Below are 21,867 nucleotides of genomic sequence, written 5' to 3'. Positions count from 1 at the left end.
AATCAATGACCGTGATCACCTGCATCGACGACCTCAAGCGCATCCACAAGCGGCGCGCGCCGAAGATGTTTTATGACTACTGCGAAAGCGGGAGCTGGACGGAGCAGACCTTTCGGGAGAACGTTAGCGATTTTGACAAGATCCGCCTGCGCCAGCGGGTGGCGGTGGATATGTCGGGGCGTTCGACGGCGAGCCAGATGATCGGGCGGGATGTGGCGCTGCCCACGGCGCTGGCACCGGTTGGCATTTGCGGGATGCAGCATGCGGATGGCGAGATTCTGGCGGCGAAGGCGGCGGAGAAGTTTGGGGTGCCGTTCACGCTGAGCACCATGTCGATCTGCTCGATCGAGGATGTGGCAGAGAACACCTCGGCGCCCTTCTGGTTTCAGCTTTACACCCAGAAGGACACCGACTTCACCGACAACCTCGTGCGCCGCGCCAAGGAAGCCAAGTGCGATGCGCTGGTGATTACGCTGGATTTGCAGATCCTCGGGCAGCGGCACAAGGACTTGAAGAACGGCCTCACCGCGCCGCCCAAGCTGAGCGTGCCGGTGATGCTGGACCTCGCCACCAAGTGGCGCTGGGGGCTGAAGATGCTGCAGACCCAGCGGCGCGAGTTTCGCAATATCGTGGGCCATGCGAAGGGCGTGGGCAACACCCGCTCCCTGCATGACTGGACGGCGAAGAACTTTGACCAGACGCTGGACTGGGACAAGGTGAAGCGGTTGATGGACCAGTGGGGCGGCAAGGTGATTTTGAAAGGCATCCTCGATGGCGACGATGCCGAGGAGGCTGCGAAGCTGGGGGCCGATGCGATTGTGGTGAGCAACCACGGCGGGCGGCAGCTGGATGGGGCCTTGAGCAGCATCCGGATGTTGCCGGAAATCGTGGAGCGCGTGGGGAGCAAGACGGAGGTTTGGCTGGATAGCGGTATTCGCTCGGGACAGGACATTTTGAAGGCGCTGGCGCTGGGGGCGAAGGGCACGATGATCGGGCGCTCTTACGTGTATGGGCTTGGCGCGATGGGGCAGGAAGGCGTGGAGAAGGCGCTGGAGGTGCTTCAGAAGGAGATGGATATCTCGATGGCGCTTTGCGGCAAGCAGAACCCCGGCCAGTTTGGGCGTGACATGCTGCTGGTGCCGGAGGATTTTGGCGGGCGCTGGCAGGCCTGAGCGGGGCCGCTCAGCGGGCCGCGGCTGTTGCCTCGGCGGTCTTCGCCGCAGTGCGCAGCGGGATCAGCAACAGCGGGGCGAGCGCCAGCAGCAGCGCCACGGCGAGAAAGGCGGCCCGCAGGCCTGCGGCTTCGGACAGAGCGCCGAGGAAGGGCGGGCCGATGAAGAAGCCCGAGTAGCCGATGACGGCGGCGCGGGAGATCACCGCCGGGCGTTGCTCTGGCGCAGAAAGTCGGCCCACGAGGGCAAAGACCATCGGACATATGACCGAGAGGCCAAGGCCGAGGACGCCGAAGCCGAGGTAGGCCACGGGCGGTGTTGGGGCGAGCGCCGCCAGCGCCGCGCCAGAGGCCGAAACGAGCGCGGCCAGCGTGGTGAGCCGGGCCTCGGACACGCGGGCGGTTGCGAATTGCCCGCCCAGCCGCCCGACACACATGGTGAAGCCGAGCATGGCCGGGCCAATGGCTCCTTCAGCCGCGCCGCCACCGAGCGTGCGCTCGATATGCAGGGCCGACCACGCCTCGGTGGCCTGTTCGCAGAGGAAACCGATGAGCACGATCGCCCCGCCCCAATAGGCCACGGGCGGCAGGCTGATGCGGCGTGGCGGCTCGGGGGCACCGGGCGCGCGGGGCGGCAACTCGCGCTGGCGGGCCGCGGCGGCGAGCAGCAGGGCGAGCGCTCCGAGCAGTCCAAAGGTTGTTTGCGGGGCGGTGCCGGCATCTCGGAGCAGCCCGGCGAACAGCGCGGAGGAGCCGTAGGCAAAGGAAAAGGTGGCGTGGTTGAGGTTCATCAGCGAGCGCCCGGTTTTAGCCTCGATGGCAGAGAGGCGGGCGTTCATCACCACGTCGAGCAGCCCGGCGCTGCTCCCCGCCAGCAACATGGCGGCGGTGAAGAGCACGAGCGAGGTTGTCCACATCGGGAGCTGGAAGGCGAGGCCGATCCAGAGGCAGGCCACGGCCATCGCCATGCGCCCGAGCCGTGCATCAAAGCGCGGGGCGAACCACATCGCCGAGATCGAGCCGATGGCGGAGACCAGCAGCACGAGGCCCCATGTGCCATCATCCGCGCCGATGCTGTCCTTGAGCTGGGGGGTGTAAGACGCAAAGGCGCCCCAGAAGATGCCCTCGGCTGCGAAGGCGGGCAGGGTGCGGCGCGACAGGGTTATGGCGTGCAGGATCGACATGGGCGCAATCGCAATCACGGCATGCAGGCCAAAGCAACTGTCAAAGTGGGTTGAAAGGCGCGTCAGCCGGCTGCCCTATCGAAGCCTCCGGTCGTTGGTGAAACGACGCAAGGCCCAGAGAAGGACACCTGAGAGCGGCAGGGCGATGAGCGCCGCTGCCAGCCCGGGGGCGGGCAGGGTGAAGGCGGTGTAGAAGACGGCGGCGCAATCCAGCGAGGCGAGGAAGAGGCCAAAGCCGGCAAGGGAGGTGGCGAGGCCCCAGAGTGCCAGCTCTGCCCGGCCTGGCCCTGCGAACAACATGGCAATCGCCCGCACCGCGAGGGGCAGGGCGAAGACAAGAAAAAGAGCCACCATCAGGTCATCCTCGCCGCCTGTGCTCATCAGCTGATTGCAGTAGAACGGCTCCCCTTCGGCGGGGCCCGGCACGAATCCCTTGGCCCTGCCCGGCCACCATAGGCCAATCCAGGTGATCCAGCCGCAGCAGGCGAGGTAGGCGAGGTTGAGAAAGGGGCGCATGGCGGAGTCGTAACCCGGGTGAAACCTGTGCAAAACCCCTTGCCAAATGGCCCCTCGGCCTCTAATGGAGCGCCTTCACGCGGGCATACAGCCTTGGAGGATGTCCGCACCAACCTAGGAGAATTGCACATGGCTGGTCAGATTCCTGATCTCAATGCCGAAGCACGGACGGGGACAGGCAAGGGCGCCGCTCGTCAGGCACGGCGCGCGGGCATGGTGCCCGGTATCGTTTATGGTGGTGGCGAAGACCCGCTGCCGATCAACCTTCCGTTCAACAAGCTGTTCACCCAGCTGAAGGCCGGTCGCTTCATGTCGACCCTGTTCAACATGAAGGTCGAGGGCCATGACGACGTGCGCGTTATCTGCCGGAACGTGCAGCGCGACGTGGTCAAAGACCTGCCGACCCACGTGGATTTCATGCGGCTGAAGCGCACCTCGCGCGTCAACCTCTTCATCCCCGTTGCCTTCGAAAACGAAGAAGCGGCCCCCGGCCTGAAGCAGGGCGGCGTGCTCAACGCGGTGCGTCCCGAGGTCGAGCTGGTTGTGACCGCCGGTGACATCCCCGAGCAGTTGGTCGTGGACCTGACCGGCCTCGAGATTGGCGACACCGTGACCATTTCGAGCATCAACCTGCCCGAAGGCGCGAAGCCCACCATCGACCGCGATTTCGTGATCGCCAACATCTCCGCCCCCTCCGGCCTGCGTGCCGCTGACGACGAGGACGAGGATGTGGCCGCCGATGAGGTGCCGACCGCTGGTGAAGAAGAGGCCGCCGCCGAGGAGTGATCTCCCGCGACGGATCGAATTGAAGAGGGCGTCCCACCGGGCGCCCTTTTTGCTTCGGGATCACGAGGGCCAAGAACAATAGGCCATTGTGTTGATCCCTCCACTGTGAAATTTTCTTTCCGTTTCAGGAAACCGGGGGCGAGCGATGAGCGATGGGGTGCAGCGGTCTGCTGTTTTGCAAGACCACGCGGTGTTTCAGGCCGGAAGCCATGACTTCCAGTCCGATATCGAGATGCTCGCGGCCAGCGAGCTTGTGGGCACCATTCTCGAAACGGTCATGCTGGCCACCAACATGCGATTTGCCGCGGTGGCCCGTGTCACCGCTGACCGCTGGGTCGCCTGCCGGACGGTGGATGAGGTCAACTTCGGCCTTGTTGCCGGAGACGAGATCGAGATCCAGTCAACCTTCTGCCAGTCGGTGCGGCAAACCACCGAGAAGGTGGTGTTCAACGATGTGGCGACGGATGAGATTTACCGCAACCACCCCATTGCGCTGAAGTTCGGCATCGCCAGCTACGCTTCCATTCCGATCCTGCGCAGCGACGGTGCGTTCTTTGGCACCCTCTGTGCCATCGACACGGTGCCGCGCAACATCAAGCACCCGCGTGCGGTGGCCATGCTTGAAATGTTCGCCGACCTGATCGGCCGCAGCCTTGAAACCGAGGAGCGGCTGGAGGCGCATGAGGAGCTTGTGGAGCATGAGCGCAAGCTGACCCGTATTCAGGAAGAGTTCGTGGCGGTGCTGGGCCATGACCTGCGAAACCCGGTGGCGGCCTTCGATGCAGGCCTGCGCCAGCTTGGGCACGAGCCGCTGAGTGACCGGGGCAACACGCTGATCTCGCTCATGCGCTCTTCGGTGCGGCGCATGAACGACTTGATCGAGAACATCATGCTCCACGCTAAAAGCCGTCTGGGCGGCGGCATAAGGGTTAGCGCGGAGCCTGATGCGCCGCTGGCGGAAGCGATCACGGGCGTCGTCGAAGAAATACGCGCCGCCACGCCCGAGCAGGAAATCCGGCTTGATCTTGCCTTTGGTCAGCCGGTGAGTTGCGATGCCGCGCGGGTGGCGCAGGCTGTTTCCAACCTGCTGTCCAACGCGGCGCGCCACAGCCTGCCCGACACACCCTTGGAGGTGCGCGGTGCCATCGAGAATAACGTGATCCACATTGCCGTATCCAACCACGGCGAAGAGGTGCCGGAAGAGGTGCGCGATCGGTTGTTCAAGCCGTTCGAGAGAGGGACGGATGAACGCAGCGAGGGGCTGGGGCTCGGCCTTCACATCGCCGCCTCCATCGCCACGGCCCACGGCGGGCGCATCGCGGTGGACTGCACGGGTGGGGTGACAAGCTTTACCCTGTCGCTCCCGGTCCTCCCGCCCGAGGCCTGACGGCCCCGCCAGCGGCTCACCCCGGCAGCGTTACCGTGATCGGCTTTCCGCGCGTGGCGACGACCGTGTGCTCATATTGCACACAGGCGGCGCGAGGGTTGGCCAGCAGGCTCCAGCCATCGCCACCGTCCTCGGCCCAGAGGCCGCCACGGGAGAGGAAGGGCTCGACCGTGAGCACGAGGCCGTCGGTGATGGGGCGACGGTCGCGGCTGGGCCAGGTGGGGATCTCTTCGGGGTATTCGTGCAGCGCGCGTCCGGTGCCGTGGCTGGCGAGGTTGCGGATAAGGGTGTAGCCGCGCTTGCTGGCAAACTGGCCGATGGCATTGCCGATGGCGCCGATGGGCCGCCCGGCGCGCACCTGCGCCACGCCGATCTGGCAGGCCTTGCGGCCATCGGTGCAGAGCCGCTTGAGCGAGGCGGGCACATCGCCCACACGAAAGCTGGCGCCGGTATCGGCGACAAACCCATCTTTGGAGGCGGAAACGTCGATGTTGACGAGGGTGCCGGCGCGGATCACCTGCGAACCCGGAATGCCGTGGGCGATGACGTCGCCCATGCTGATGCAGGTCGCACCGGGGAAGCCATAGGTGCCCTGTGGGGCCGAGACGGCGCCTTCACGCTCCAGAATCTCGGCACCGAGTGCATCGAGCTCGGCGGTTGTCATCCCCGGTTCCAGCGCGCGGCCCATGGCTTGGAGGGTTTCGGCCACGATCCGGCCGATCTCGCGCAAGCCCTCGAGCTCGTCTTCATGGGTAATGGTCATGGGCACTCCTTTGCGGCCAACCTAGCGAGGTCTGGCGGGCAGCGATAGGGTGGGGCGAGAGGGAGGGCTTGCCATGGCCGAAAATGTCACGCTCCACGGCTATCACTCCAGCGTCTACATGCGGGCGGCGCGGATGGCGCTGGCGTTGAAGGGGGTGCCCTACGCGGAGGTTGAGGTGAACCCGTTTGACGAGGCCGGGCGCGCCGGGCTGATGGCGCTGAACCCCTTCGGGCGGGTGCCCGTGCTGGCGCATGGGGGCTTCACGCTTTACGAGACGGCGGCCATCACCGGCTACGTGGACCGCGCCTTTGACGGCCCGGCCTTGATGCCGGAGGGCGCGCAGCCAGCGGCGCGGGCGGCGCAGGTGATCGGGATCGTCGATGCCTATGCCTATGTGCCTTTGGTGCGGCAGGTGTTTTCGCACGGCGTATTCCGCCCCGCTGAGGGCCACCAGGGCAGCGCCGAGGTGGTGGCCGAGGGGCTGCGCGTGGCGCCGCGCGTGCTGGGCGCGCTGGAGGCGATTGCGGCGGAGGGGCTGGTGCTGGGCGAGGGCCTGACCCGCGCCGATTGCCACCTTGCGCCGATGGTGGATGCCTTTTGCCGCCATGAGGCTGGGGCGGCGATGCTCGGTGACTTTCCGGCGCTCTCTGGCTGGTGGGCGCGGGTGAAGGAAGAGCCGGTGGTGGTGGCGAGCGATCCAGGGCTGCCGGGTTGAGAACGGGTGGTGGGCAAATTGCCCACCCTACGGGTTGCGCCGCGGGCGGTGGCGCGGCATTGATCCCGCAAAAGGAGCGACGCGATGCAGCTTTGGGTCGGGCTCGGTAATCCGGGCGAAAAATATGCCGGCAACCGGCACAATATCGGCTTCATGGCGCTGGAGCGGATCGCGTCTGACCACGGCTTCGCGCCGTGGCGGGCGAAGTTTCAGGCCGAGTTGAGCGAGGGGCGGTTTGGCTCCGAGAAGATCGTGCTGCTGAAGCCGATGACCTTCATGAACCTTTCGGGCCAGTCGGTGGGCGAGGCGATGCGCTTCTTCAAGCTCGACGCGCCGGATGTGACGGTGTTTCACGACGAAATCGACCTCGCGCCGGGCAAGTTGCGCTGCAAGGCGGGGGGCGGCCATGCAGGCCATAACGGGCTGCGCTCGATCCACGAGCATATCGGCCCGCATTATGACCGCGTGCGCATGGGCGTGGGCCATCCGGGCCGCAAGGAGGCTGTGCCCGGCTGGGTGCTGCGCGACTTTCCCAAGCATGATGCCGAGTGGCTGGACGACATGCTGCGCGGGGTGTCGGACGGGGCGGGCGAGCTGGCCGCGGGCGATACCGGGCGCTTCATGAACGCGGTGGCGCGGCGCTTGCAGCCTGCGAAGCCGGAGAAAAAGCCCAAAGCCGCGCCAGAGGCCCAAAAGCCGGCGGATAAGGCTGCCGAGCAGGACGCAGGCGCGCAGGAGGCCCCGGCAAAGAGCCCCCTGCAACGCCTTGTCGACAAGTTCCGCTGATCAGGCGGCCTGCTTCACGTAGAGCGACTTGGCGTTGACGAATTCCTTCATCCCGAAGCCGCCATGCTCGCGCCCGTATCCGCTGTCTTTCACGCCGCCGAAGGGCATGTTGGGCAGGGCCAGCGAGTAGCCGTTGATCGAGACCATGCCAGTGTCGAAGTGCTTGGTGGCCAGATCGCGGGCATAGGCTTCATCGCGGCTGAAGATGCCGCCGCCTAGGCCATAGCGGCTGTCGTTGGCCAGTTCCATCGCGTGCGCGTCGTCGCGCGCCTTGATGATCGCCGCAGCGGGGCCAAAGAGCTCGTCGTCATAGGCAGGTTGGCCGGGGGCGACGTCTACCAGCACGGTGGGGTGATACCATGCGCCCTTGCCATCGGGGATCTCGCCGCCGGTGAGCAGCTTTGCGCCGTTGTTCACGCTTTGCATCACCTGGTCATGCAGCTTGTCGCGCAGATCATCGCGGGCGAGCGGGCCGAGGGTGGTTTCCTTGTCCATCGGGTCGCCCGGTGGGACGGCCGCCATTTGCCGGGTGAAGTTGTCGACAAAGGCGTCGTAGTTCTTTTCGGTCACGATGAAGCGCTTGGCGGCCACGCAGGTTTGGCCGTTGTTGTAGAGGCGGCCCATGACGCAGGTTTTGACCGCGAGGTCGAGGTCGGCATCGTCCAGCACGAGGAAGGCGTCGTTGGAGCCTAGCTCGAGCACGGTTTTCTTGAGGTGCTCGGCGGCCTTTGCAGCCACCACGCGCCCCGCGCCATCCGAGCCAGTGAGGGTGACGCCGCGCACCTTGTCATGGGCGATGATCTCGTCGGAGGTGTCGTGGCTGATGATCAGCACGGTGAAGAGATGCTCGGGCAGCCCGGCCCGCTCCATCACGTCGCGCAGGAAGAGGCCAGAGCCGGTGCAGTTGGCGGCGTGTTTCAGCAGAACGCCGTTGCCTGCCATCAGGTTGGCGATGGCATAGCGCACCGCTTGGTAGGCAGGAAAGTTCCAGGGCTGGATGCCGTAGATCACGCCGGTCGGGGCATAGGTGATAACGCCGGTGCCACCGTCGATCTCGCGCTCTTCGTCGGCAAGCTCCTTTGGCCCCTGTGCCGCCGTCCAGTCACAAATGGCGGCGCAAAGGTCGATCTCCTGCCCGGAGGCGGTGATCGGCTTGCCGGTTTCCAGCGTCATCAGGCGGGCGAACTCGTCGCGGCTTTTGCGCAGTTCTTCGCCAATGGCGGCGATCACCGCCGCGCGCTCAGGCAAGCTTTTCAGCTTCCATGCGTCGAAAGCGGTATGGCAATGATCCACGGCGGCAAAGGCCTCTTCGCGGCTCATGTGCTTGTAGGTTTCGATCTCGTCGCCGTTGGCCGGGTTGATGGTTGTGATGCTGTCGCTCATGTCGGCTCCTGTCGTTTGCGGTTGCAGGGCCAACGCGGCGGGGGACGAAAAAGTGCCATCACGGGGTGGCGAGCGGGCTAGTCTATCCGGAAGGTCTTGCTGCGCGAGATCGCACCGGCGCTGAGGGTCAGGCGGCTGGGCGCGATGCCGAGGGCATGGGCGAGGAGCTTGGTGACGGCCGCGTTTGCCTGGCCGCCCTCGGGTGTGGCTGTGGTGGTGACTTTCAGGCCCCCGGCGTCCTCGATAACGGCATCGGCGCGGGCGTTGGGTGTGACCTTCAGGGCCAGCGTTGCGCCCGGCGTGGCGAGGTGGGCGAGGCTGCCCTTTTGCACTCTCGGTTTGGCCATGGCACTGATTGGCACGGGGCAACGCGGAGGGCGAGATGGCGACAGGATTTTTTTGGGATGAGCGGTGTTTCTGGCACCATGGGGGCGATTATGCGCTGACGCTTCCGGTGGGCGGCTATGTGCAGCCCGGTGCAGGCGGCTTGCCGGACGGGCCAGAGACCAAGCGGCGGCTGAAAAACCTGATGAGCGTCAGCGGGATCGACCGGGAACTGGCAATGCGCGGCGCGGCGGAGGCCACGCGGGATGAGCTGCTGCGGGTGCATCCGGCGAGCTATCTGGAGGCGTTCAAGGAGATGTCGGACGCGGGCGGTGGCGAGCTGGGGCTGCGCACGCCGTTCGGGCGGGGCGGCTACGAGGTGGCGGCGCTGTCGGCCGGGCTGGCGGTGGAGGCGGTGCGGGCGGTGTGCGCGGGCGAGTTGGAGAATGCATATTCACTCAGCCGCCCGCCGGGGCACCATTGCCTGCCCGATTGGGCCAACGGCTTTTGCCTGATGGCCAACATCGCCATCGCCGTGGAGGCCGCGCTGGCCGAGGGCCGGGTGGGCCGGGTCGCCGTGCTGGATTGGGACGTGCACCACGGCAACGGCACCGAGGCCTGCTTTTGGGAGCGCGGCGAGGTGCTGACCGTGTCGATCCACCAAGAGCGGAACTATCCGCTGGATACCGGCGGCGCCGAGGCCAGGGGCGCGGGCAAGGGGGAGGGGGCAAACCTGAACATCCCGTTGCCACCCGGCGTGGGCCATGCAGGCTATCTGGCGGCGATGGAGCGGCTGGCATTGCCCGCGATCCGCGCCCACAAACCAGACCTCATCATCGTGGCTTGTGGCTATGACGCGGGCGCGATGGACCCGCTGGGGCGGATGCTGTGCACCGCCGATACCTTCGGCGCGATGACCGCGCAGGTGAAGGCGCTGGCGGGTGAGCTTTGCGGCGGGCGGCTGGTGATGGTGCATGAGGGCGGCTACTCGGAGGCCCATGTGCCGTTTTGCGGCCATCGGGTGCTGGAGGCGCTTTCGGGCGCGTCGGTGCATGTGCCGGACCCGTTGAAGGCCACGCTGGAGGCGCGCCAGTCTGGAGCGGCCTTTGATGCCTTCGTGGAGGGCCTGCTGGCCGAGCAGGCGGAGGCTGCCGGGCTTTGAAGGGGGCGGGACGGTGGGTTTTGCCCGTCCTGCATGGGTTTGTCGCCGTGGCCCTGACGGCGTTGACCTTTGTGGGCGGGCTGGCCTGGCTGGGGGCGCTGGCGTTTCGGCGGCGGCGGTGGCTGGCCTTCGGGGGGCTCTACCTCCTGCTGTCGGGGGCGCTTTGGCTGGCCGCACCTTTGGCCGGGCGCGAGGGCGTGCCGTGCTGGGGTGAGCCGCTCAGGGCCAAGGGGATTTATTGCGCGATGAACCGCAGCTTCGTGACGCCGGAGTTGCGGGCGCTGCTGGAGGATCTGGCTGCCGACATGGACGCGGCGCACCCTGGCACGGTGACGGTGATGCTCGACGGGGGCTTTCCGGAAAGCGGGCTGCCGCTGTTGCCCCATCTCAGCCATGACGACGGTGAGAAGGCCGACCTCGCTTTTTGGTATCGTGACGCGGCGGGCTACGTGCCCGGTCGCACCCGTTCGCCGCTGGGCTACTTCGCCTTCGAGGAGGGGCCAAGCCATTGCCCGCGCCGCTGGCCGAGCCTGCGGTGGAATATGCGCTGGCTTCAGCCACTGTGGCGCGACATGGCGCTGGATGACGCGCGGATGCGCTTTGCGCTTGGCTGGCTGAAACGGGATGCGCGGGTGGGCAAGGTGTTTGTCGAGCCGCACCTTGCGGCCCGCTACGGGGTGGCGGGCGGAAAGATGCGGTTTCAGGGCTGCCGCTCGGCGCGGCATGATGACCATATCCACCTGCAACTCTGAAAACCCTTGCCCGGCTGCTCAACGCGTTGAATGATAACGCATGGAGCAGCCCCTCAACCCGTCAGACCCTCCCTTCGCCTCGCCCGAAGTGGCGGATGCCTTTGCGGAATTTCCTGAGGCGGTGCGCGGGCCGCTTCTGCGGCTTCGGGCGCTGATCTTCGAGGTGGCCGAGGCCACGCCGGGGGTGGGGGCGCTGGAGGAGGGCCTGAAATGGGGTCAGCCGAGCTATGCCACTGCCGAGACGGGCGCGGGCTCGCCGGTGCGGCTGGGTTGCCCCAAGAGCGGCGGCGGATTCGGCATTTATGTCCACTGCGCCACGCGGATCATCCCGGACTTCGAAGCGCTCTACCCGGACTTCCGGTTTGATGGCACGCGGGGCGTAGTCTTCGAGGAGGGGGACGAGCCGTCACCGGACGCGCTGGGCATGCTGATTGCCTCGGCGCTGACCTATCATTTGCGCAAGAAGCACAACGGCGGCTGAGCGGGGCCGGTTGTGTGGCGGGTTGGCGGGACAGATCCCGCCCTATGGGTCAGGCGGAGTGGGCACCGTCTGCGAGGCTTTTGACAAAAGCGGTGACCTCGGCGGGCGACTTGCCATCGGCAATCTCCGCGACGATGGCGGAACCGACAACGGCACCATCGGCCACGGAGGCGATGCTTTGCGCGCCTTCGGGCGTTTTGATGCCAAAGCCGACGATGATCGGCAGATCGGTTTGCGCCTTGATCCGGGCCACCTCGGGCGCGACATCGGCGGCGCTCGCCTCTGCGGAGCCGGTGATGCCGGTGATCGAGACGTAATAGACAAAGCCGGAGGTGTTTTGCAGCACCTTGGGCAGTCGCTTGTCATCGGTGGTGGGCGTGGCGAGGCGGATGAAGTTGAGGCCTGCCTTCTGCGCCGGGATGCAGAGCTCGTCATCTTCCTCGGGGGGAAGGTCGACCACGATGAGCCCGTCGATGCCGGCCTCCTTCGCCTCGGCGAGGAAGGTATCGACGCCGCGGCTGTAGATCGGGTTGTAGTAGCCCATCAGCACGATGGGGGTGGTGTTGTTCTCGGCGCGGAAGGCGCGGGCGAGCTCAAGTGTGCGATCCATCGTCATGCCCGCCTCAAGCGCGCGCTGCCCGGCCAGCTGGATGGTTGGGCCATCGGCCATGGGATCGGTGAAGGGCGCGCCGAGTTCGATGATGTCGACACCGGCGGCGGGGAGGCTGCGCACGATCTCCAGCGAGGTTTCGTAATCGGGATCGCCCGCCATGACATAGGCGACGAAGGCCTTTTTGCCCTCGGCGGTAAGGCGGGCGAACGTGTCGTCGATGCGGGTCATGGCTTGGCTCCGGTAGTGGTCCGGGGAGATTTGCCGGAATGGGGCGCGGGAGGCAAGGCCATACGCAGCAAACTGTGGGGGCGCTGCCCCCACACCCCCGGAGATATTTGCGGCCTTATGTATCAAACGCACCAAGCGTGCGGGCGAGGGGTCGTGAAATGACTCCACATTCCCCGCACTCTGGTAAAGACTTCGCCTCATGCGAAAGGTGCTTTCATTCTTGGTCAAGCGGGTCTTCTCGTGGCCCGTCCTTATCATCATCGGCCTTAACCTCGAAAACTGGGCGACCGCGCGCGGACTTTCCGATTTGGTTCCAGAGGGCTGGACAGTGATTTCCTCCTTTCTGGCCCTCCTTTACGACATCGCGCTAAACTCGCTGGTTCTAAACATATCCTTGATCGCGCTCGGCGCAATTCTGTACGAGTGGATAGCGCTAACTTTCTCAAAGTTTGATCGCCCTGGGTCGAAGGCATACCTTTGGAAAACCAAGACCGGGGCAGAACATGTCGCAAAAATCATCAGGAAGGATGGCTTTTTCCGAAGATACGGCGACCCAGATGGCGCAACCGAAGATATCAACGCTCGGCTGGCGTTTTACGGGCTGCCAGAAGTGCCGCCCCGCCCTACGCAGAGTGAGAAGCTGAATGACATTTGGGCGAGGTATCTGATGATCGTGTCAGAGGGTGACTTCGAGATGGCCAAACAGTTCATACACGGGATGCAGGACTACGCTAAATCCGTAGATCAACCACCCCTACCACCGACAGAGAATGCAGAAGAAATGCCGCCGAAAACTTCCCCCGACTGAGCTTGTTCCGAATGTTAACCTCCTTGTCGCCTATCGCCTCCGCCAGTTGGGCGTAAGTCACCCCCTTGCGCTTCAACTCGGCTTTCAGGAGGTTCGCCGCCTTGGCCTCCCACTCTGTCTGCGTCGGCATGTACCACCTATAGGTTAAAGGTATTGTTTTTATTACCTATGCCCTTGTAAGCGATACGTCAACGCACCATATCTGTTACATACGTAATGGATATGATGACAATGGCCCAACACTTCCTTCTCTCTGCAGCTTCACGCACCCTCAGCCTTCGCTCCATCTACAGGGCGGGCGAGGATGCGGCTTACCAGACGTTCTGCGAAATGCGCTGGCCTGAGACCAATGGCGAGGCAGTTTGCCCCCAGTGTGGCCATGATGAAGCCTACAAGATCACCACCCGCCGCAAGTTCAAGTGCAAGGCTTGCTCGCACCAGTTCAGCGTTACTTCCGGCACCATCTTTGCCAGCCGCAAGATGGACTTTGTGGATCTGCTGGCCGCGATCTGCATCATCGTGAACGCCTCCAAGGGCGTGTCTATGGTGCAGCTTTCCCGTGATCTGGACTGCCAGTATAAGACCGCTTTCGTTCTCTCCCACAAGCTGCGCGAGGCGATGGCCTCCGAAGTGCAGACCGGCGAAGTTCTGGAAGGCCACGTTGAGATTGATGGGGCCTACTTCGGCGGTCACATCCGCCCGGAGAACGCCAAGGCAGACCGCAAGGACCGCCGCCTCAAGCGCCACCAGACCGGCAAGCGCCGCGTTGTCGTGGCCATGCGCGAGCGTGAAGGTCGCACCCTGCCTTTCGTGACCATGGGCGAAGCTGAGGGCGTTGCACTGGCGAACGAGAACGTCAGCCGCACCGCCACCATGTCTGCCGATGAGGCTTCCCATTGGGACGATCTGCACAACGGCTGGCACGTTGACCGCGTGAACCATTCCGAAATCTACAGCGACCACGGCAAACACACCAACATGGTGGAAAGCTACTTCTCCCGCCTGCGCCGCATGGTCGTGGGTCAGCACCACCACGTCAGCCCGCAATACCTCTACCAGTATGCAAACCACGCCGCATGGCTTGAGGACAACCGCCGCACCGACAACGGAACGCTGGCGCATATCATGGTCAGCAACGCGATGGGCTCGCCGGTCAGCCGGTCGTGGAAGGGCTACTGGCAGCGGGCGGCGTGACACCAGATCGTGGGGCCGGCTCCTGCCTCGACGCTAAACGCGGGGGGTGTGGATAAGATATGGTGGAAAAAGAAAAGGGTCGGTGCTATACCGACCCCAAGACCTAGTGGCAGAATGGTTATGCGTCCGCGTTGCAACCGGGAAGACGCTGGTTCGATTCCAGCCTAGGTCTCACTCTTTTAATTGGCTCCGCTTCGGCGGGGCCTTTTTCTTGGGGGGGTTTATCGCACGTGCAGCATAGAGATTCAAGTAAATTTTTCAGCGACTTAGCGGCGATGGAAAAGAATCTGGAATCAACGGCTTAGCGCTTTGCGCTGCCCCGCGTATCCGGTCCTCCCTCCGGTAACACAAGATGTAGTGTCAGATATGGGCTGATTCGCCATTGATGCCAATGATTCCTTGTGAGGCGTTCCGTCGCGGCAAGATTACTCCCATCCGCCGCATACACCCATACACCCGCATGTAAGCCCCGTGAGCGCCTATCTCGGGGTGTTGCTGGTGCAGCAGGCTAGCGATCACCTTGAAGTCTGTGTGACCGTCTCTCATGGCGGCTAGGACAAACTGGCGCATCCCCGACCTACCGGGGAAGACGCGGTGCTGTGACCGCTTCTCGGCGGCTGGCTCAATCCCCCGCAGCTTCATCAGCGCTAGGATGTGCTCTTTCCCCTCGTGCTGGCCGTTGATGGCCTCGCGGTAGAGCTGCTGTAGGGCGTTGTTGATGGTCTTGTCTTGCATGGCCCAAGGGTGATTCACAAAGGGCCGGAAAGCACCTAGAATGTTGGTGCGCTTGATACATAAGGCCGGATATTTGCAGCAAGAAAATGGATCAGGCGCAGATTTGCACCGCGCGGGCGAGATCGGCGGTGAAGCGGGCTTCGGCCTCTTGGCGGGCCTGGGCCTCGGGGAGGCGCAGGAGGTAGCTCGGGTGGCTGGTGAGCAACACGGGGGTGCCTTCTGGCGTGTGTTCGATCGTGCCGCGCCGCCGGGTGATGTTGCGGGATGAGCCGGTGAGGGCGAGGGCAGGCGTGGCCCCCATGGCGAGGATCAGGCGGGGTTTGACCCAATCGCGCTCCAGGTCGAGCCACCATTTGCAATGTTCGATCTCATCCGCATCGGGGCGCTGGTGGAGGCGGCGCTTGCCGCGCGGGGTGAATTTGAAGTGTTTGACCGCGTTGGTGACGTAGGTTTGCCGCCGGTCGAGCCCGGCCTTGGCGGCGCAGCTATCGAAGAGTTGCCCGGCGGGGCCGGTGAAGGGCTTGCCGGAGAGGTCTTCGGCGTCGCCCGGCTGCTCGCCCACGACCATGAGGCGAGCGGTAAGTGGCCCCTCGCCGGGGACGCCTTGGGTGGCGCGGCAGCCGATGGGGCAGCGGGTGCAGGCGTCGAGGTGCTGTTTGATCGTGTCGGGGGTGATGCCCTCGGGCATCGGCGCTCGGGTGGCGACGGCCTTGGCGGCGAAGGCGGGCGGGATGCTTGGCATCTTGGCCTGCATCTCGGCGGCGCGGGCGGGGGCGGTACGGATCAGCTCGGGGATGAGGCGAGCCTCGGGGAGGTTCTTCCAATACTTCTTGGGCATCTCCGAGCGCATTGCCTCGGGCATCAGCCGCGCCGGGTTGAAGATGTTGGCATAGTAGGTGCGCCAGAGGTCGTGGCTGGCGTCCTCGGGGGGGCGGGTGTGTTCGGCGGTTTCTTCGAAGGAGAGCGCGCCTGCGATGAAGCGGGCGGTGAGGGTGGGCGTGGCGATGACCCAATCCATATCGCCGAAGCGCTTGGCGAAGAAGGGCGCGGCGGCCTCGGTGATTGGGTTGTCGGGCTCGAACCATGCGGCGAAGGCGCGGCGGTTGGCCCCTTTTGGCGTGACCTCGTTGAAGCGGACGAAGGCATGCATCTTGTGGATGTCGCGGCCCACCTCCTTGCGCTGGTGCAGGAGTTTGCGCAGCGTGTCGTCGGCGCGGTCGCCCCAGCGGATCTCGCCCCGGCCAAGGCGGAGGACGAGGGCGTAGGCACGGGCGAAGCGCTGAGGGTCGCGGTGGTAGAGGCTGCTTTCGATATCGAAAAGGGCTTGTTTCGAAAGGCGAATTTCGACCGGCGCGGCGCGCGGGGCATCGGTGCTGGCGAAGAGATCTTGCGCGTCGTCTTGCGTCCAGCGGACGTGTTCAGCGGGCACGCCCTCTGCCGCGAGGCGGCGCGCCTCGCTGCGCCATGCGGCGATGGAACCGATTTTGGGGAGCCGCACAGTGAGCATCAGAAAAGCGAGAGTTGCTCGGGCGGGGGGGCGAAGCGGGCGCGCAGGTTTGCCTCATCCGTCAGGCCGCGCGGCGACCAGCCGGGGCAGGTGATGAAGGGTTTGGCGTTCTTTAGGTTGCAGCCGATCTTCAGCAAGTCGTCATACCGGAGGGTGCGGTGGCGGCGGGCGGCAAGGATGCGTTTGACGGAAGTGGTGCCGAGGCCGGGGGTGCGCAGGAGGGCTTCGCGGGGGGCGGTGTTGATATCCACCGGGAAGGCCTCACGATGGGCGAGGGCCCAGGCGAGCTTTGGGTCGATCTCAAGGTCGAGCATGCCGGACTTGGGCGCGATTTCACCCGCGTCGAAGCCGTAGAAGCGCATCAGCCAGTCGGCCTGATAGAGCCGGTGCTCGCGTTGCAGCGGCGGGCGGATGAGCGGCAACACCTTGGAGGCGTCGGGGATGGGGGAGAAGGCGGAGTAGTAGACGCGGGAAAGTTTGTAAGAGGCGTAGAGGTTGGAGGAGTTGGCGAGGATGTCGCTATCCTTTGCGGCATCGGCGCCGACAATCATCTGCGTGCTTTGGCCCGCCGGAGCGAAGCGGCCCTTGCGGCCCTTGTAGGTGGGCTCCTTGGCGGCCTCCCGGCGGGCGCGGACCCCGGCCATGGCGGTGCGGATTTGCTGGGCGGACTTCTCGGGTGCGAGGGAGGTGAGGGCCTTTTCGGTGGGCAGCTCGACGTTGATCGAGAGCCGGTCGGCCCATTTGCCCGCCTCGTCGAGCAGCTCGGGAGAAGCGTCGGGAATCGTTTTCAGGTGGATGTAGCCACGGAAGTTTTCCTGCTGGCGGAGGGTCCGGGCGATGCGGACCATATCGGCCATTGTGTCATCCGGCGACTTGATGATGCCGGAGGAGAGGAACAGGCCCTCGATATAGTTGCGGCGGTAGAACTCGACGGTGAGGCTCACCACCTCTTCCACCGAAAAGCGCGCCCGTTCCACCCGGCTGCTCACGCGGTTCACGCAATAGGCGCAATCGTAGATGCAGAAGTTCGTCATCAGGATCTTCAGGAGCGAAATGCAACGGCCATCGGGTGCGTAGGCATGGCAGATGCCCGCACCGCCGGAGGAGCCGAGGCCCTTACCGTCTTTCGAGTTGCGCTTCTGCCCGCCGGAAGAGGCGCAGGAGGCGTCATACTTGGCGGCGTCAGCGAGAATCGCGAGCTTGTCTTGGAGGGTGCGTTTTGCCATGTGTTCCTGATATGTTCCTTTCCCGGAACATGCCAGTCACATGGTTGGGAGGGCAATGCACTATGACATGGCAGGGGGTTGGGAAACGGCGTGGCGAGGGGGTAATGTACAGGCAATGCGTCGCCCGCTCAGCTCATATCACCCTTGGCTCCACGCGGCCCGGGTTCATCAACGGCAGGCCGCGCGTTGGTTTCGCTGGCACGCCGGGCCCGAGCGGTTTGCCCGCGAGCTTGCCGCCCCTCTTCCGCACCGTCATTACCGCCACCAATCGAAGCTGCGACGAACGTTCGGCCGGGATGCACAGGAGATGGCGTGGCAGGACGGCAAGGTTGCAAACCACGCCATCGCCATTCCGCTTATCGACGGCGTGCTGATCCGCCCGGGCGAGACCTTTTCGTTCTGGCGGCTGGTCGGGCGGCCCACGGCGGCGCGGGGCTTCGTGGAAGGGATGGAACTGAGCGGCGGACGGGCGCGGGGCGGTGTGGGCGGCGGGCTGTGCCAGATCGGCAACTTGCTGCACTGGATCGCCCTTCATTCGCCCCTTCAGGTGACACAGCGCGCGCCGCACAGCTTTGACCCCTTCCCCGACCAGGGGCGGGTCATCCCCTATGGCACCGGGGCCGCGTTGTTTTACAACTACATCGACCTGTGGCTCTTCAACCCGACCGAGCAAGTGCTACAAATGCGGCTCTGGATGGACGACAGGTTGATCCACGGTGAGTTGCGCGGTGAGCAACCCGAACCCAACCGCTACCATGTGTTCGAGCGGAACGCCGGGTTCGAGCAGCGCGGGGGTGACTGGCTGCGGCACAACGAGATCTGGCGCGAGATTCGCGAGAAGGGGCAGGCGGGCAGGCTGCTGGCCCGCGAACGGCTTTACGGCAACCGGGTGCGGGTAATGTACGACCCGACAGCAGAGGCTTCGTAAGGCGTGGCGCGGCGACCCGCTCGCCGTGTCAAGCGGCGGAGCCTTCGGCCATCACCATCCAGCGGATGCCGAAGCGGTCGGTGAGGGTGCCGAAGAGGGGTGTCCAGAACATGGGTGCGAGCGGCATGCGCACCTCGCCGCCCTCTGAGAGTGCCTCGAAGGCGGCGCGGGTGGCGGCCTCGTCGGGGAGGGTCGCGGCCATGGAGCAGCCGGCCATGGGCGTGAACTCGCCCATCAGGTCGTCGGAGCCGTAAACGAGGCTGTCGCCGATCTTCATGGAGCCGTGCATCACCGCATCATCGGGCACGCCGGGCATGTGCGCCTTATCCTCTTCAGGAAGGCTGGAGAAACTCATCAATTCGGGCGCGGGCGTGTTGAAGACCTTGGCGTATGTTTCAAAGGCCTCGCGGCAGGTGCCCTTGAAGAAGAGGTAAGGGGTGGCTTCCATGCTACGTCTCCTCATGAGTGTTGATATCAACATAAGCGGCGAGCCCGGCTGCCGTCAACCGACCTTAGGCAGAGTTCAGCCGGTGGGTGTGGCGGAGTCGGAGGGCGGGGTGCAGCGCGCGGCGAAGGCGTCCAGCTCGCGGCCTATCCGTGTGTCGCCGCTCTGGCTGCGCAGATGCTCGAAAAACGGGGCGTAGGCCTGTGCGTCGCGGCGGGCGTGGGTGCAGAAATAGCTGTCGATGATGCCGGTATCGCAAAGCCCGCCGCTCTCGCAGAAGCTGACTTGCGAATAGAAGCTGTCGAGCACCAGAAGCGGCTCGCGGATAGGCTCTTCGGCCCCAGTGCGAAAGACCGATGCGGCGAGCATTGCGGCATAGTTGCGGGGGGTGAGCGACTGCTTGCGCAGCATGGCGACAAGCTCGGGCTGCCCGGCCCAGAAATCATAGAGCGCTTGGCGCGACCCGAGCAGGGGCTCTTCGGTATAGGCGTTGATGTAGGTGATGGCGCGGGCGCGGTTTTCAGCCTTCAGGGCTTGGTCCTGATCGTAGAAAAACTTGGCCATCCCCGCCACGGCAACCACCAGCGTGAAGAGATGCGCCAGCGTGTCGATATCCATCTCAGGCTTGAAGAAGCGCCGGATGCGCGAGCGGCGAGCGGGGGCCTCCCCAGCCGTGGCAGCGGGGCCGGGCTCAGCGGGGCTGGACATCGCAGCGCTCCGGGTAGAACGCCAGCAGCCCGGCGCTTTGCGGAATTTCGAGCCCGGCAAGACAGGTGAAATCCTGCGCCGAGAGGGCGACCACGGCATCGGGCGCCTCGGCGGCGTCGAAGAGGGAGATATCGGGCGTGGTGAACTGTGCCGTGTCGGCGGGTGCCGCGGGCGGGGCCTCGCCGCAGTCGGCCAGCGTCACAAAGGCGGTTTGACCCTCAGCAGGCGCATAGGCCTCGGCGTTTTGTTGCAGGCAGGCGAGCTGGGCGCTGGTGACGAGGAAGAAGAAGGCCTCGTCCTGCGCCACGGCAGAGGCGGGCGCGGCGGCCAGAAGGGCAATGCATGTGGGGCGGAAAAGGCGATGCATGAAGTTCGTCTGATTGGCTTTGACTGATGGTGCTCTGACCGTTCTAAGCGCCATGGTCTCAGGTGCAAGCGCCAAGCGGGCATTGCCCTTCAGCCCTGCGCGTCCTAGAAGGCGGCTCGGATCACGGGAGACAATGAAATGGGCTTCAAAACCGGCATCGTGGGGCTGCCCAACGTGGGCAAGTCGACGCTGTTCAATGCGCTGACCCGCACGGCAGCGGCGCAGGCGGCGAACTTTCCGTTCTGCACGATCGAGCCCAACGTGGGCGAGGTGGCGGTGCCGGACGACCGGCTGGAAAAGCTGGCGGCAATTGCAAGCTCCAAGCAGATCATCCCCACGCGGATGACTTTTGTCGACATCGCCGGGCTGGTGAAGGGCGCGAGCAAGGGCGAGGGGCTGGGCAACCAGTTTCTGGCCAACATCCGCGAGTGCGACGCCGTGGCTCACGTGCTCCGCTGCTTCGAAGATGGCGACGTGACCCATGTGGAGGGCCGGGTGGACCCGGTGGCAGATGCCGAGACCATCGAGACCGAGCTGATGCTGGCCGACCTTGAAAGCATCGAAAAGCGCCGGGCGGGCTTGGTGCGCAAGTTGAAGGGCAACGACAAGGAAGCCGCCCAGCAGGATCGCTTGCTGGCCGCCGCACAAGCGGCTCTGGAAGACGGCAAACCGGCCCGCACGGTGGATGTGGATGCCGAGGACGCACGGGCATGGCAATTGCTGCAACTGCTGACCTCCAAGCCGATCCTATTCGTGTGCAACGTGGCCGAAGATGAGGCCGCGACTGGTAATGAGCACTCTGCCGCCGTCGAGAAGATGGCCGCCGAGCAGGGCGCCGGTGCGGTGGTGATTTCGGCCAAGATCGAAGAAGAGATCAGCCAGCTCGATGCTGAAGAGGCCGAGATGTTTCTGGAAGAGCTCGGGCTGAAGGAAGCCGGGCTCGACCGGCTCATTCGGGCCGGATACGAGCTGTTGCACCTGCAAACCTACTTTACTGTCGGTCCCAAAGAGGCCCGCGCCTGGACCATCCCGTCAGGCACCTCCGCGCCGCAAGCGGCAGGGGTGATTCACGGGGATTTCGAGAAGGGCTTCATCCGCGCCGAGACCATCGCCTACGAGGACTACATCGCAGGCAATGGCGAGCAGGGGGCCAAGGAGGCGGGCAAGATGCGCGCCGAGGGCAAGGGATATGTTGTGCAGGACGGCGATGTGCTGCACTTCCTGCATTCGGGCTGAGGCAGCCGGGTTTGCCGCCCTCGCAGGTGCGGCTTCCTGAAGAGTATGAGTTTGTAAGGAATTGATATGAAAAGTTTTGCTATCATCGCTGTCGTTGCACTTCTGCTTGCAGGCTGCACCACGGACGCCCTAATCAGCACCGCCTACCCGGACCGCGAGCGCTTTCGGTTTCGCAATTCGGACGGCGATGCGCTGACCTATCTTTGCGCACCCGGCGCGGATGCAAAGGCGCGGGCCACCAAGGCGCACCGCTACACCGACGCCCAGCTTACAGCCGTGGCGAAATGGGCGGCGGGCCACATCGTGAACGGCACCGCTACTAGTCGCCAGATCTCGGCCCGTATCAATGCCGTGGCCGAAAAAACGGTGGAAGAGACCGAGCGCCGCTATAAGTGCCTGATGATCGACGCTAGCTAAAAGGCGCCGCAACTCGGGCCGGAACGAGGCAGCCGGAAGGGGGCC

General features: G+C 64.8%; 26 protein-coding genes and 1 tRNA gene. 14 read left to right on the top strand and 13 right to left on the bottom strand.

The features are described 5' to 3' along the window. Nucleotides 1-5 precede the first annotated feature (5 nt). The gene (locus tag FHY55_RS17130; protein WP_210410504.1) at nt 6-1,172 is read left to right on the top strand and encodes an alpha-hydroxy acid oxidase; all 1,167 of its coding nucleotides are present in this window, start codon (nt 6-8) and stop codon (nt 1,170-1,172) included. Between the two features lie 10 nt (nt 1,173-1,182). Here the strand turns inward: FHY55_RS17130 and FHY55_RS17125 are convergent, their stop codons facing one another. Together FHY55_RS17125 and FHY55_RS17120 are read right to left on the bottom strand one after the other, a co-directional pair. Beyond that, nucleotides 1,183-2,355 carry an MFS transporter gene (locus tag FHY55_RS17125; RefSeq protein WP_140015344.1) on the bottom strand — a complete coding sequence of 391 codons (1,173 nt, stop codon included), beginning with the start codon at nt 2,353-2,355 and terminating at the stop codon, nt 1,183-1,185. Between the two features lie 75 nt (nt 2,356-2,430). After that, nucleotides 2,431-2,871, bottom strand: a complete 441-nt coding sequence (locus tag FHY55_RS17120; protein WP_140015343.1) for a hypothetical protein — start codon at nt 2,869-2,871, stop codon at nt 2,431-2,433. Nucleotides 2,872-3,000: 129 nt separating this feature from the next. Here FHY55_RS17120 and FHY55_RS17115 point away from each other — a divergent pair, with 129 nt between their 5' ends. Together FHY55_RS17115 and FHY55_RS17110 are read left to right on the top strand one after the other, a co-directional pair. After that, nucleotides 3,001-3,657: a 50S ribosomal protein L25/general stress protein Ctc gene (locus tag FHY55_RS17115; RefSeq protein WP_140015342.1), complete on the top strand. Its 657-nt coding sequence runs from the start codon at nt 3,001-3,003 to the stop codon at nt 3,655-3,657. A gap of 145 nt (nt 3,658-3,802) precedes the next feature. Continuing rightward, nucleotides 3,803-5,044 carry a GAF domain-containing sensor histidine kinase gene (locus FHY55_RS17110; RefSeq protein ID WP_140015341.1) on the top strand — a complete coding sequence of 414 codons (1,242 nt, stop codon included), beginning with the start codon at nt 3,803-3,805 and terminating at the stop codon, nt 5,042-5,044. 16 nt (nt 5,045-5,060) lie between these two features. On the opposite strand, the gene map is transcribed toward FHY55_RS17110, so the two are convergent. Further along, nucleotides 5,061-5,807, bottom strand: a complete 747-nt coding sequence (gene map / locus FHY55_RS17105) for a type I methionyl aminopeptidase (protein ID WP_140015340.1) — start codon at nt 5,805-5,807, stop codon at nt 5,061-5,063. Between the two features lie 73 nt (nt 5,808-5,880). On the opposite strand from map, the gene FHY55_RS17100 reads away from it, so the two are divergent. Then, nucleotides 5,881-6,522 carry a glutathione S-transferase family protein gene (locus tag FHY55_RS17100; protein WP_140015339.1) on the top strand — a complete coding sequence of 214 codons (642 nt, stop codon included), beginning with the start codon at nt 5,881-5,883 and terminating at the stop codon, nt 6,520-6,522. Nucleotides 6,523-6,606: 84 nt separating this feature from the next. Then, nucleotides 6,607-7,308, top strand: a complete 702-nt coding sequence (gene pth, locus FHY55_RS17095) for an aminoacyl-tRNA hydrolase (protein WP_140015338.1) — start codon at nt 6,607-6,609, stop codon at nt 7,306-7,308. Here pth and FHY55_RS17090 read toward each other — a convergent pair whose 3' ends face one another. Together FHY55_RS17090 and FHY55_RS17085 are read right to left on the bottom strand one after the other, a co-directional pair. After that, nucleotides 7,309-8,691, bottom strand: coding sequence for an NAD-dependent succinate-semialdehyde dehydrogenase (locus FHY55_RS17090; RefSeq protein ID WP_140015337.1), 1,383 nt, complete (start codon nt 8,689-8,691; stop codon nt 7,309-7,311). Nucleotides 8,692-8,768: 77 nt separating this feature from the next. Then, nucleotides 8,769-9,038, bottom strand: coding sequence for a DUF167 domain-containing protein (locus FHY55_RS17085; protein WP_140015336.1), 270 nt, complete (start codon nt 9,036-9,038; stop codon nt 8,769-8,771). A gap of 35 nt (nt 9,039-9,073) precedes the next feature. Between FHY55_RS17085 and FHY55_RS17080 the strand changes: the two genes are divergently transcribed. From FHY55_RS17080 to FHY55_RS17070, 3 genes are read left to right on the top strand one after another with little or no spacing between them, the layout of a single operon-like run. After that, the gene (locus FHY55_RS17080) at nt 9,074-10,177 is read left to right on the top strand and encodes a class II histone deacetylase (protein WP_140015335.1); all 1,104 of its coding nucleotides are present in this window, start codon (nt 9,074-9,076) and stop codon (nt 10,175-10,177) included. 20 nt (nt 10,178-10,197) lie between these two features. After that, on the top strand, nt 10,198-10,929 hold the full coding sequence (locus FHY55_RS17075) for a hypothetical protein (protein ID WP_140015334.1): 732 nt from the start codon (nt 10,198-10,200) through the stop codon (nt 10,927-10,929). A gap of 40 nt (nt 10,930-10,969) precedes the next feature. Next, nucleotides 10,970-11,410 carry a DUF1801 domain-containing protein gene (locus FHY55_RS17070; RefSeq protein ID WP_140015333.1) on the top strand — a complete coding sequence of 147 codons (441 nt, stop codon included), beginning with the start codon at nt 10,970-10,972 and terminating at the stop codon, nt 11,408-11,410. 49 nt (nt 11,411-11,459) lie between these two features. Here the strand turns inward: FHY55_RS17070 and trpA are convergent, their stop codons facing one another. Next, a complete protein-coding gene (gene trpA / locus FHY55_RS17065; RefSeq protein ID WP_140015332.1) occupies nt 11,460-12,251 on the bottom strand; it encodes a tryptophan synthase subunit alpha in 792 nt (263 codons plus the stop codon). A gap of 199 nt (nt 12,252-12,450) precedes the next feature. Here trpA and FHY55_RS20595 point away from each other — a divergent pair, with 199 nt between their 5' ends. Next, on the top strand, nt 12,451-13,059 hold the full coding sequence (locus FHY55_RS20595; RefSeq protein WP_168223043.1) for a hypothetical protein: 609 nt from the start codon (nt 12,451-12,453) through the stop codon (nt 13,057-13,059). On the opposite strand, the gene FHY55_RS20805 is transcribed toward FHY55_RS20595, so the two are convergent. After that, nucleotides 12,983-13,189 (bottom strand): DUF6471 domain-containing protein, encoded by a 207-nt coding sequence (locus tag FHY55_RS20805; RefSeq protein WP_140015331.1) that lies wholly within the window; start codon nt 13,187-13,189, stop codon nt 12,983-12,985. The two genes, FHY55_RS20595 and FHY55_RS20805, sit on opposite strands and share 77 nt — an antisense overlap. Nucleotides 13,190-13,290: 101 nt before the next feature. Here FHY55_RS20805 and FHY55_RS17055 point away from each other — a divergent pair, with 101 nt between their 5' ends. Next, on the top strand, nt 13,291-14,253 hold the full coding sequence (locus FHY55_RS17055) for an IS1595 family transposase (protein WP_140016167.1): 963 nt from the start codon (nt 13,291-13,293) through the stop codon (nt 14,251-14,253). A gap of 100 nt (nt 14,254-14,353) precedes the next feature. Beyond that, nucleotides 14,354-14,425 (top strand) — tRNA-Ala (locus FHY55_RS17050). Nucleotides 14,426-14,613: 188 nt separating this feature from the next. Here FHY55_RS17050 and FHY55_RS17045 read toward each other — a convergent pair. The 3 genes from FHY55_RS17045 to FHY55_RS17035 form a co-directional block, all read right to left on the bottom strand. Then, on the bottom strand, nt 14,614-14,988 hold the full coding sequence (locus FHY55_RS17045) for a hypothetical protein (protein WP_140015330.1): 375 nt from the start codon (nt 14,986-14,988) through the stop codon (nt 14,614-14,616). 91 nt (nt 14,989-15,079) lie between these two features. Then, nucleotides 15,080-16,495 (bottom strand): UdgX family uracil-DNA binding protein, encoded by a 1,416-nt coding sequence (locus FHY55_RS17040; protein WP_140015329.1) that lies wholly within the window; start codon nt 16,493-16,495, stop codon nt 15,080-15,082. Continuing rightward, nucleotides 16,495-17,721, bottom strand: coding sequence for a putative DNA modification/repair radical SAM protein (locus tag FHY55_RS17035; protein ID WP_140015328.1), 1,227 nt, complete (start codon nt 17,719-17,721; stop codon nt 16,495-16,497). Before FHY55_RS17035 ends, FHY55_RS17040 begins: the two co-directional genes overlap by 1 nt. Before the next feature lie 307 nt (nt 17,722-18,028). Between FHY55_RS17035 and FHY55_RS17030 the strand changes: the two genes are divergently transcribed. Further along, nucleotides 18,029-18,649, top strand: coding sequence for a VanW family protein (locus FHY55_RS17030; RefSeq protein WP_210410503.1), 621 nt, complete (start codon nt 18,029-18,031; stop codon nt 18,647-18,649). 28 nt (nt 18,650-18,677) lie between these two features. Here the strand turns inward: FHY55_RS17030 and FHY55_RS17025 are convergent, their stop codons facing one another. The 3 genes from FHY55_RS17025 to FHY55_RS17015 form a co-directional block, all read right to left on the bottom strand. Continuing rightward, nucleotides 18,678-19,097, bottom strand: a complete 420-nt coding sequence (locus FHY55_RS17025) for a VOC family protein (protein ID WP_140015326.1) — start codon at nt 19,095-19,097, stop codon at nt 18,678-18,680. Nucleotides 19,098-19,172: 75 nt separating this feature from the next. Next, the gene (locus tag FHY55_RS17020; protein ID WP_140015325.1) at nt 19,173-19,802 is read right to left on the bottom strand and encodes a hypothetical protein; all 630 of its coding nucleotides are present in this window, start codon (nt 19,800-19,802) and stop codon (nt 19,173-19,175) included. Then, nucleotides 19,786-20,169, bottom strand: coding sequence for a hypothetical protein (locus tag FHY55_RS17015; protein ID WP_140015324.1), 384 nt, complete (start codon nt 20,167-20,169; stop codon nt 19,786-19,788). The genes FHY55_RS17020 and FHY55_RS17015 overlap by 17 nt, the downstream gene beginning before the upstream one ends. A 138-nt stretch (nt 20,170-20,307) precedes the next feature. On the opposite strand from FHY55_RS17015, the gene ychF reads away from it, so the two are divergent. Continuing rightward, entirely contained in the window at nt 20,308-21,405 is a 1,098-nt protein-coding gene (ychF, locus tag FHY55_RS17010; protein WP_140015323.1) for a redox-regulated ATPase YchF, read from the top strand. Nucleotides 21,406-21,471: 66 nt separating this feature from the next. Then, complete coding sequence (locus FHY55_RS17005) at nt 21,472-21,822, top strand: hypothetical protein (RefSeq protein WP_140015322.1); 351 nt, start codon at nt 21,472-21,474, stop codon at nt 21,820-21,822. Nucleotides 21,823-21,867 lie beyond the last annotated feature (45 nt).

The sequence above is a fragment of the Oceanicola sp. D3 genome (assembly GCF_006351965.1).
In the GTDB taxonomy this organism is placed as follows: domain Bacteria; phylum Pseudomonadota; class Alphaproteobacteria; order Rhodobacterales; family Rhodobacteraceae; genus Vannielia.
The sequence above is the reverse complement of the archived record's forward strand: the minus strand, read 5'-3'. Positions and strand labels throughout refer to the sequence as shown.

What these genes read in the sequence shown, in the direction of transcription:
- FHY55_RS17130 (WP_210410504.1), top strand. Translation starts at nt 6, where the DNA reads ATGACCGTGATCACCTGCATCGACGACCTCAAGCGCATCCACAAGCGG.
- FHY55_RS17125 (WP_140015344.1), bottom strand. Translation starts at nt 2,355, where the DNA reads ATGTCGATCCTGCACGCCATAACCCTGTCGCGCCGCACCCTGCCCGCC.
- FHY55_RS17120 (WP_140015343.1), bottom strand. Translation starts at nt 2,871, where the DNA reads ATGCGCCCCTTTCTCAACCTCGCCTACCTCGCCTGCTGCGGCTGGATC.
- FHY55_RS17115 (WP_140015342.1), top strand. Translation starts at nt 3,001, where the DNA reads ATGGCTGGTCAGATTCCTGATCTCAATGCCGAAGCACGGACGGGGACA.
- FHY55_RS17110 (WP_140015341.1), top strand. Translation starts at nt 3,803, where the DNA reads ATGAGCGATGGGGTGCAGCGGTCTGCTGTTTTGCAAGACCACGCGGTG.
- map (WP_140015340.1), bottom strand. Translation starts at nt 5,807, where the DNA reads ATGACCATTACCCATGAAGACGAGCTCGAGGGCTTGCGCGAGATCGGC.
- FHY55_RS17100 (WP_140015339.1), top strand. Translation starts at nt 5,881, where the DNA reads ATGGCCGAAAATGTCACGCTCCACGGCTATCACTCCAGCGTCTACATG.
- pth (WP_140015338.1), top strand. Translation starts at nt 6,607, where the DNA reads ATGCAGCTTTGGGTCGGGCTCGGTAATCCGGGCGAAAAATATGCCGGC.
- FHY55_RS17090 (WP_140015337.1), bottom strand. Translation starts at nt 8,691, where the DNA reads ATGAGCGACAGCATCACAACCATCAACCCGGCCAACGGCGACGAGATC.
- FHY55_RS17085 (WP_140015336.1), bottom strand. Translation starts at nt 9,038, where the DNA reads ATGGCCAAACCGAGAGTGCAAAAGGGCAGCCTCGCCCACCTCGCCACG.
- FHY55_RS17080 (WP_140015335.1), top strand. Translation starts at nt 9,074, where the DNA reads ATGGCGACAGGATTTTTTTGGGATGAGCGGTGTTTCTGGCACCATGGG.
- FHY55_RS17070 (WP_140015333.1), top strand. Translation starts at nt 10,970, where the DNA reads ATGGAGCAGCCCCTCAACCCGTCAGACCCTCCCTTCGCCTCGCCCGAA.
- trpA (WP_140015332.1), bottom strand. Translation starts at nt 12,251, where the DNA reads ATGACCCGCATCGACGACACGTTCGCCCGCCTTACCGCCGAGGGCAAA.
- FHY55_RS20595 (WP_168223043.1), top strand. Translation starts at nt 12,451, where the DNA reads ATGCGAAAGGTGCTTTCATTCTTGGTCAAGCGGGTCTTCTCGTGGCCC.
- FHY55_RS20805 (WP_140015331.1), bottom strand. Translation starts at nt 13,189, where the DNA reads ATGCCGACGCAGACAGAGTGGGAGGCCAAGGCGGCGAACCTCCTGAAA.
- FHY55_RS17055 (WP_140016167.1), top strand. Translation starts at nt 13,291, where the DNA reads ATGGCCCAACACTTCCTTCTCTCTGCAGCTTCACGCACCCTCAGCCTT.
- FHY55_RS17045 (WP_140015330.1), bottom strand. Translation starts at nt 14,988, where the DNA reads ATGCAAGACAAGACCATCAACAACGCCCTACAGCAGCTCTACCGCGAG.
- FHY55_RS17040 (WP_140015329.1), bottom strand. Translation starts at nt 16,495, where the DNA reads ATGCTCACTGTGCGGCTCCCCAAAATCGGTTCCATCGCCGCATGGCGC.
- FHY55_RS17035 (WP_140015328.1), bottom strand. Translation starts at nt 17,721, where the DNA reads ATGGCAAAACGCACCCTCCAAGACAAGCTCGCGATTCTCGCTGACGCC.
- FHY55_RS17030 (WP_210410503.1), top strand. Translation starts at nt 18,029, where the DNA reads ATGGCGTGGCAGGACGGCAAGGTTGCAAACCACGCCATCGCCATTCCG.
- FHY55_RS17025 (WP_140015326.1), bottom strand. Translation starts at nt 19,097, where the DNA reads ATGGAAGCCACCCCTTACCTCTTCTTCAAGGGCACCTGCCGCGAGGCC.
- FHY55_RS17020 (WP_140015325.1), bottom strand. Translation starts at nt 19,802, where the DNA reads ATGTCCAGCCCCGCTGAGCCCGGCCCCGCTGCCACGGCTGGGGAGGCC.
- FHY55_RS17015 (WP_140015324.1), bottom strand. Translation starts at nt 20,169, where the DNA reads ATGCATCGCCTTTTCCGCCCCACATGCATTGCCCTTCTGGCCGCCGCG.
- ychF (WP_140015323.1), top strand. Translation starts at nt 20,308, where the DNA reads ATGGGCTTCAAAACCGGCATCGTGGGGCTGCCCAACGTGGGCAAGTCG.
- FHY55_RS17005 (WP_140015322.1), top strand. Translation starts at nt 21,472, where the DNA reads ATGAAAAGTTTTGCTATCATCGCTGTCGTTGCACTTCTGCTTGCAGGC.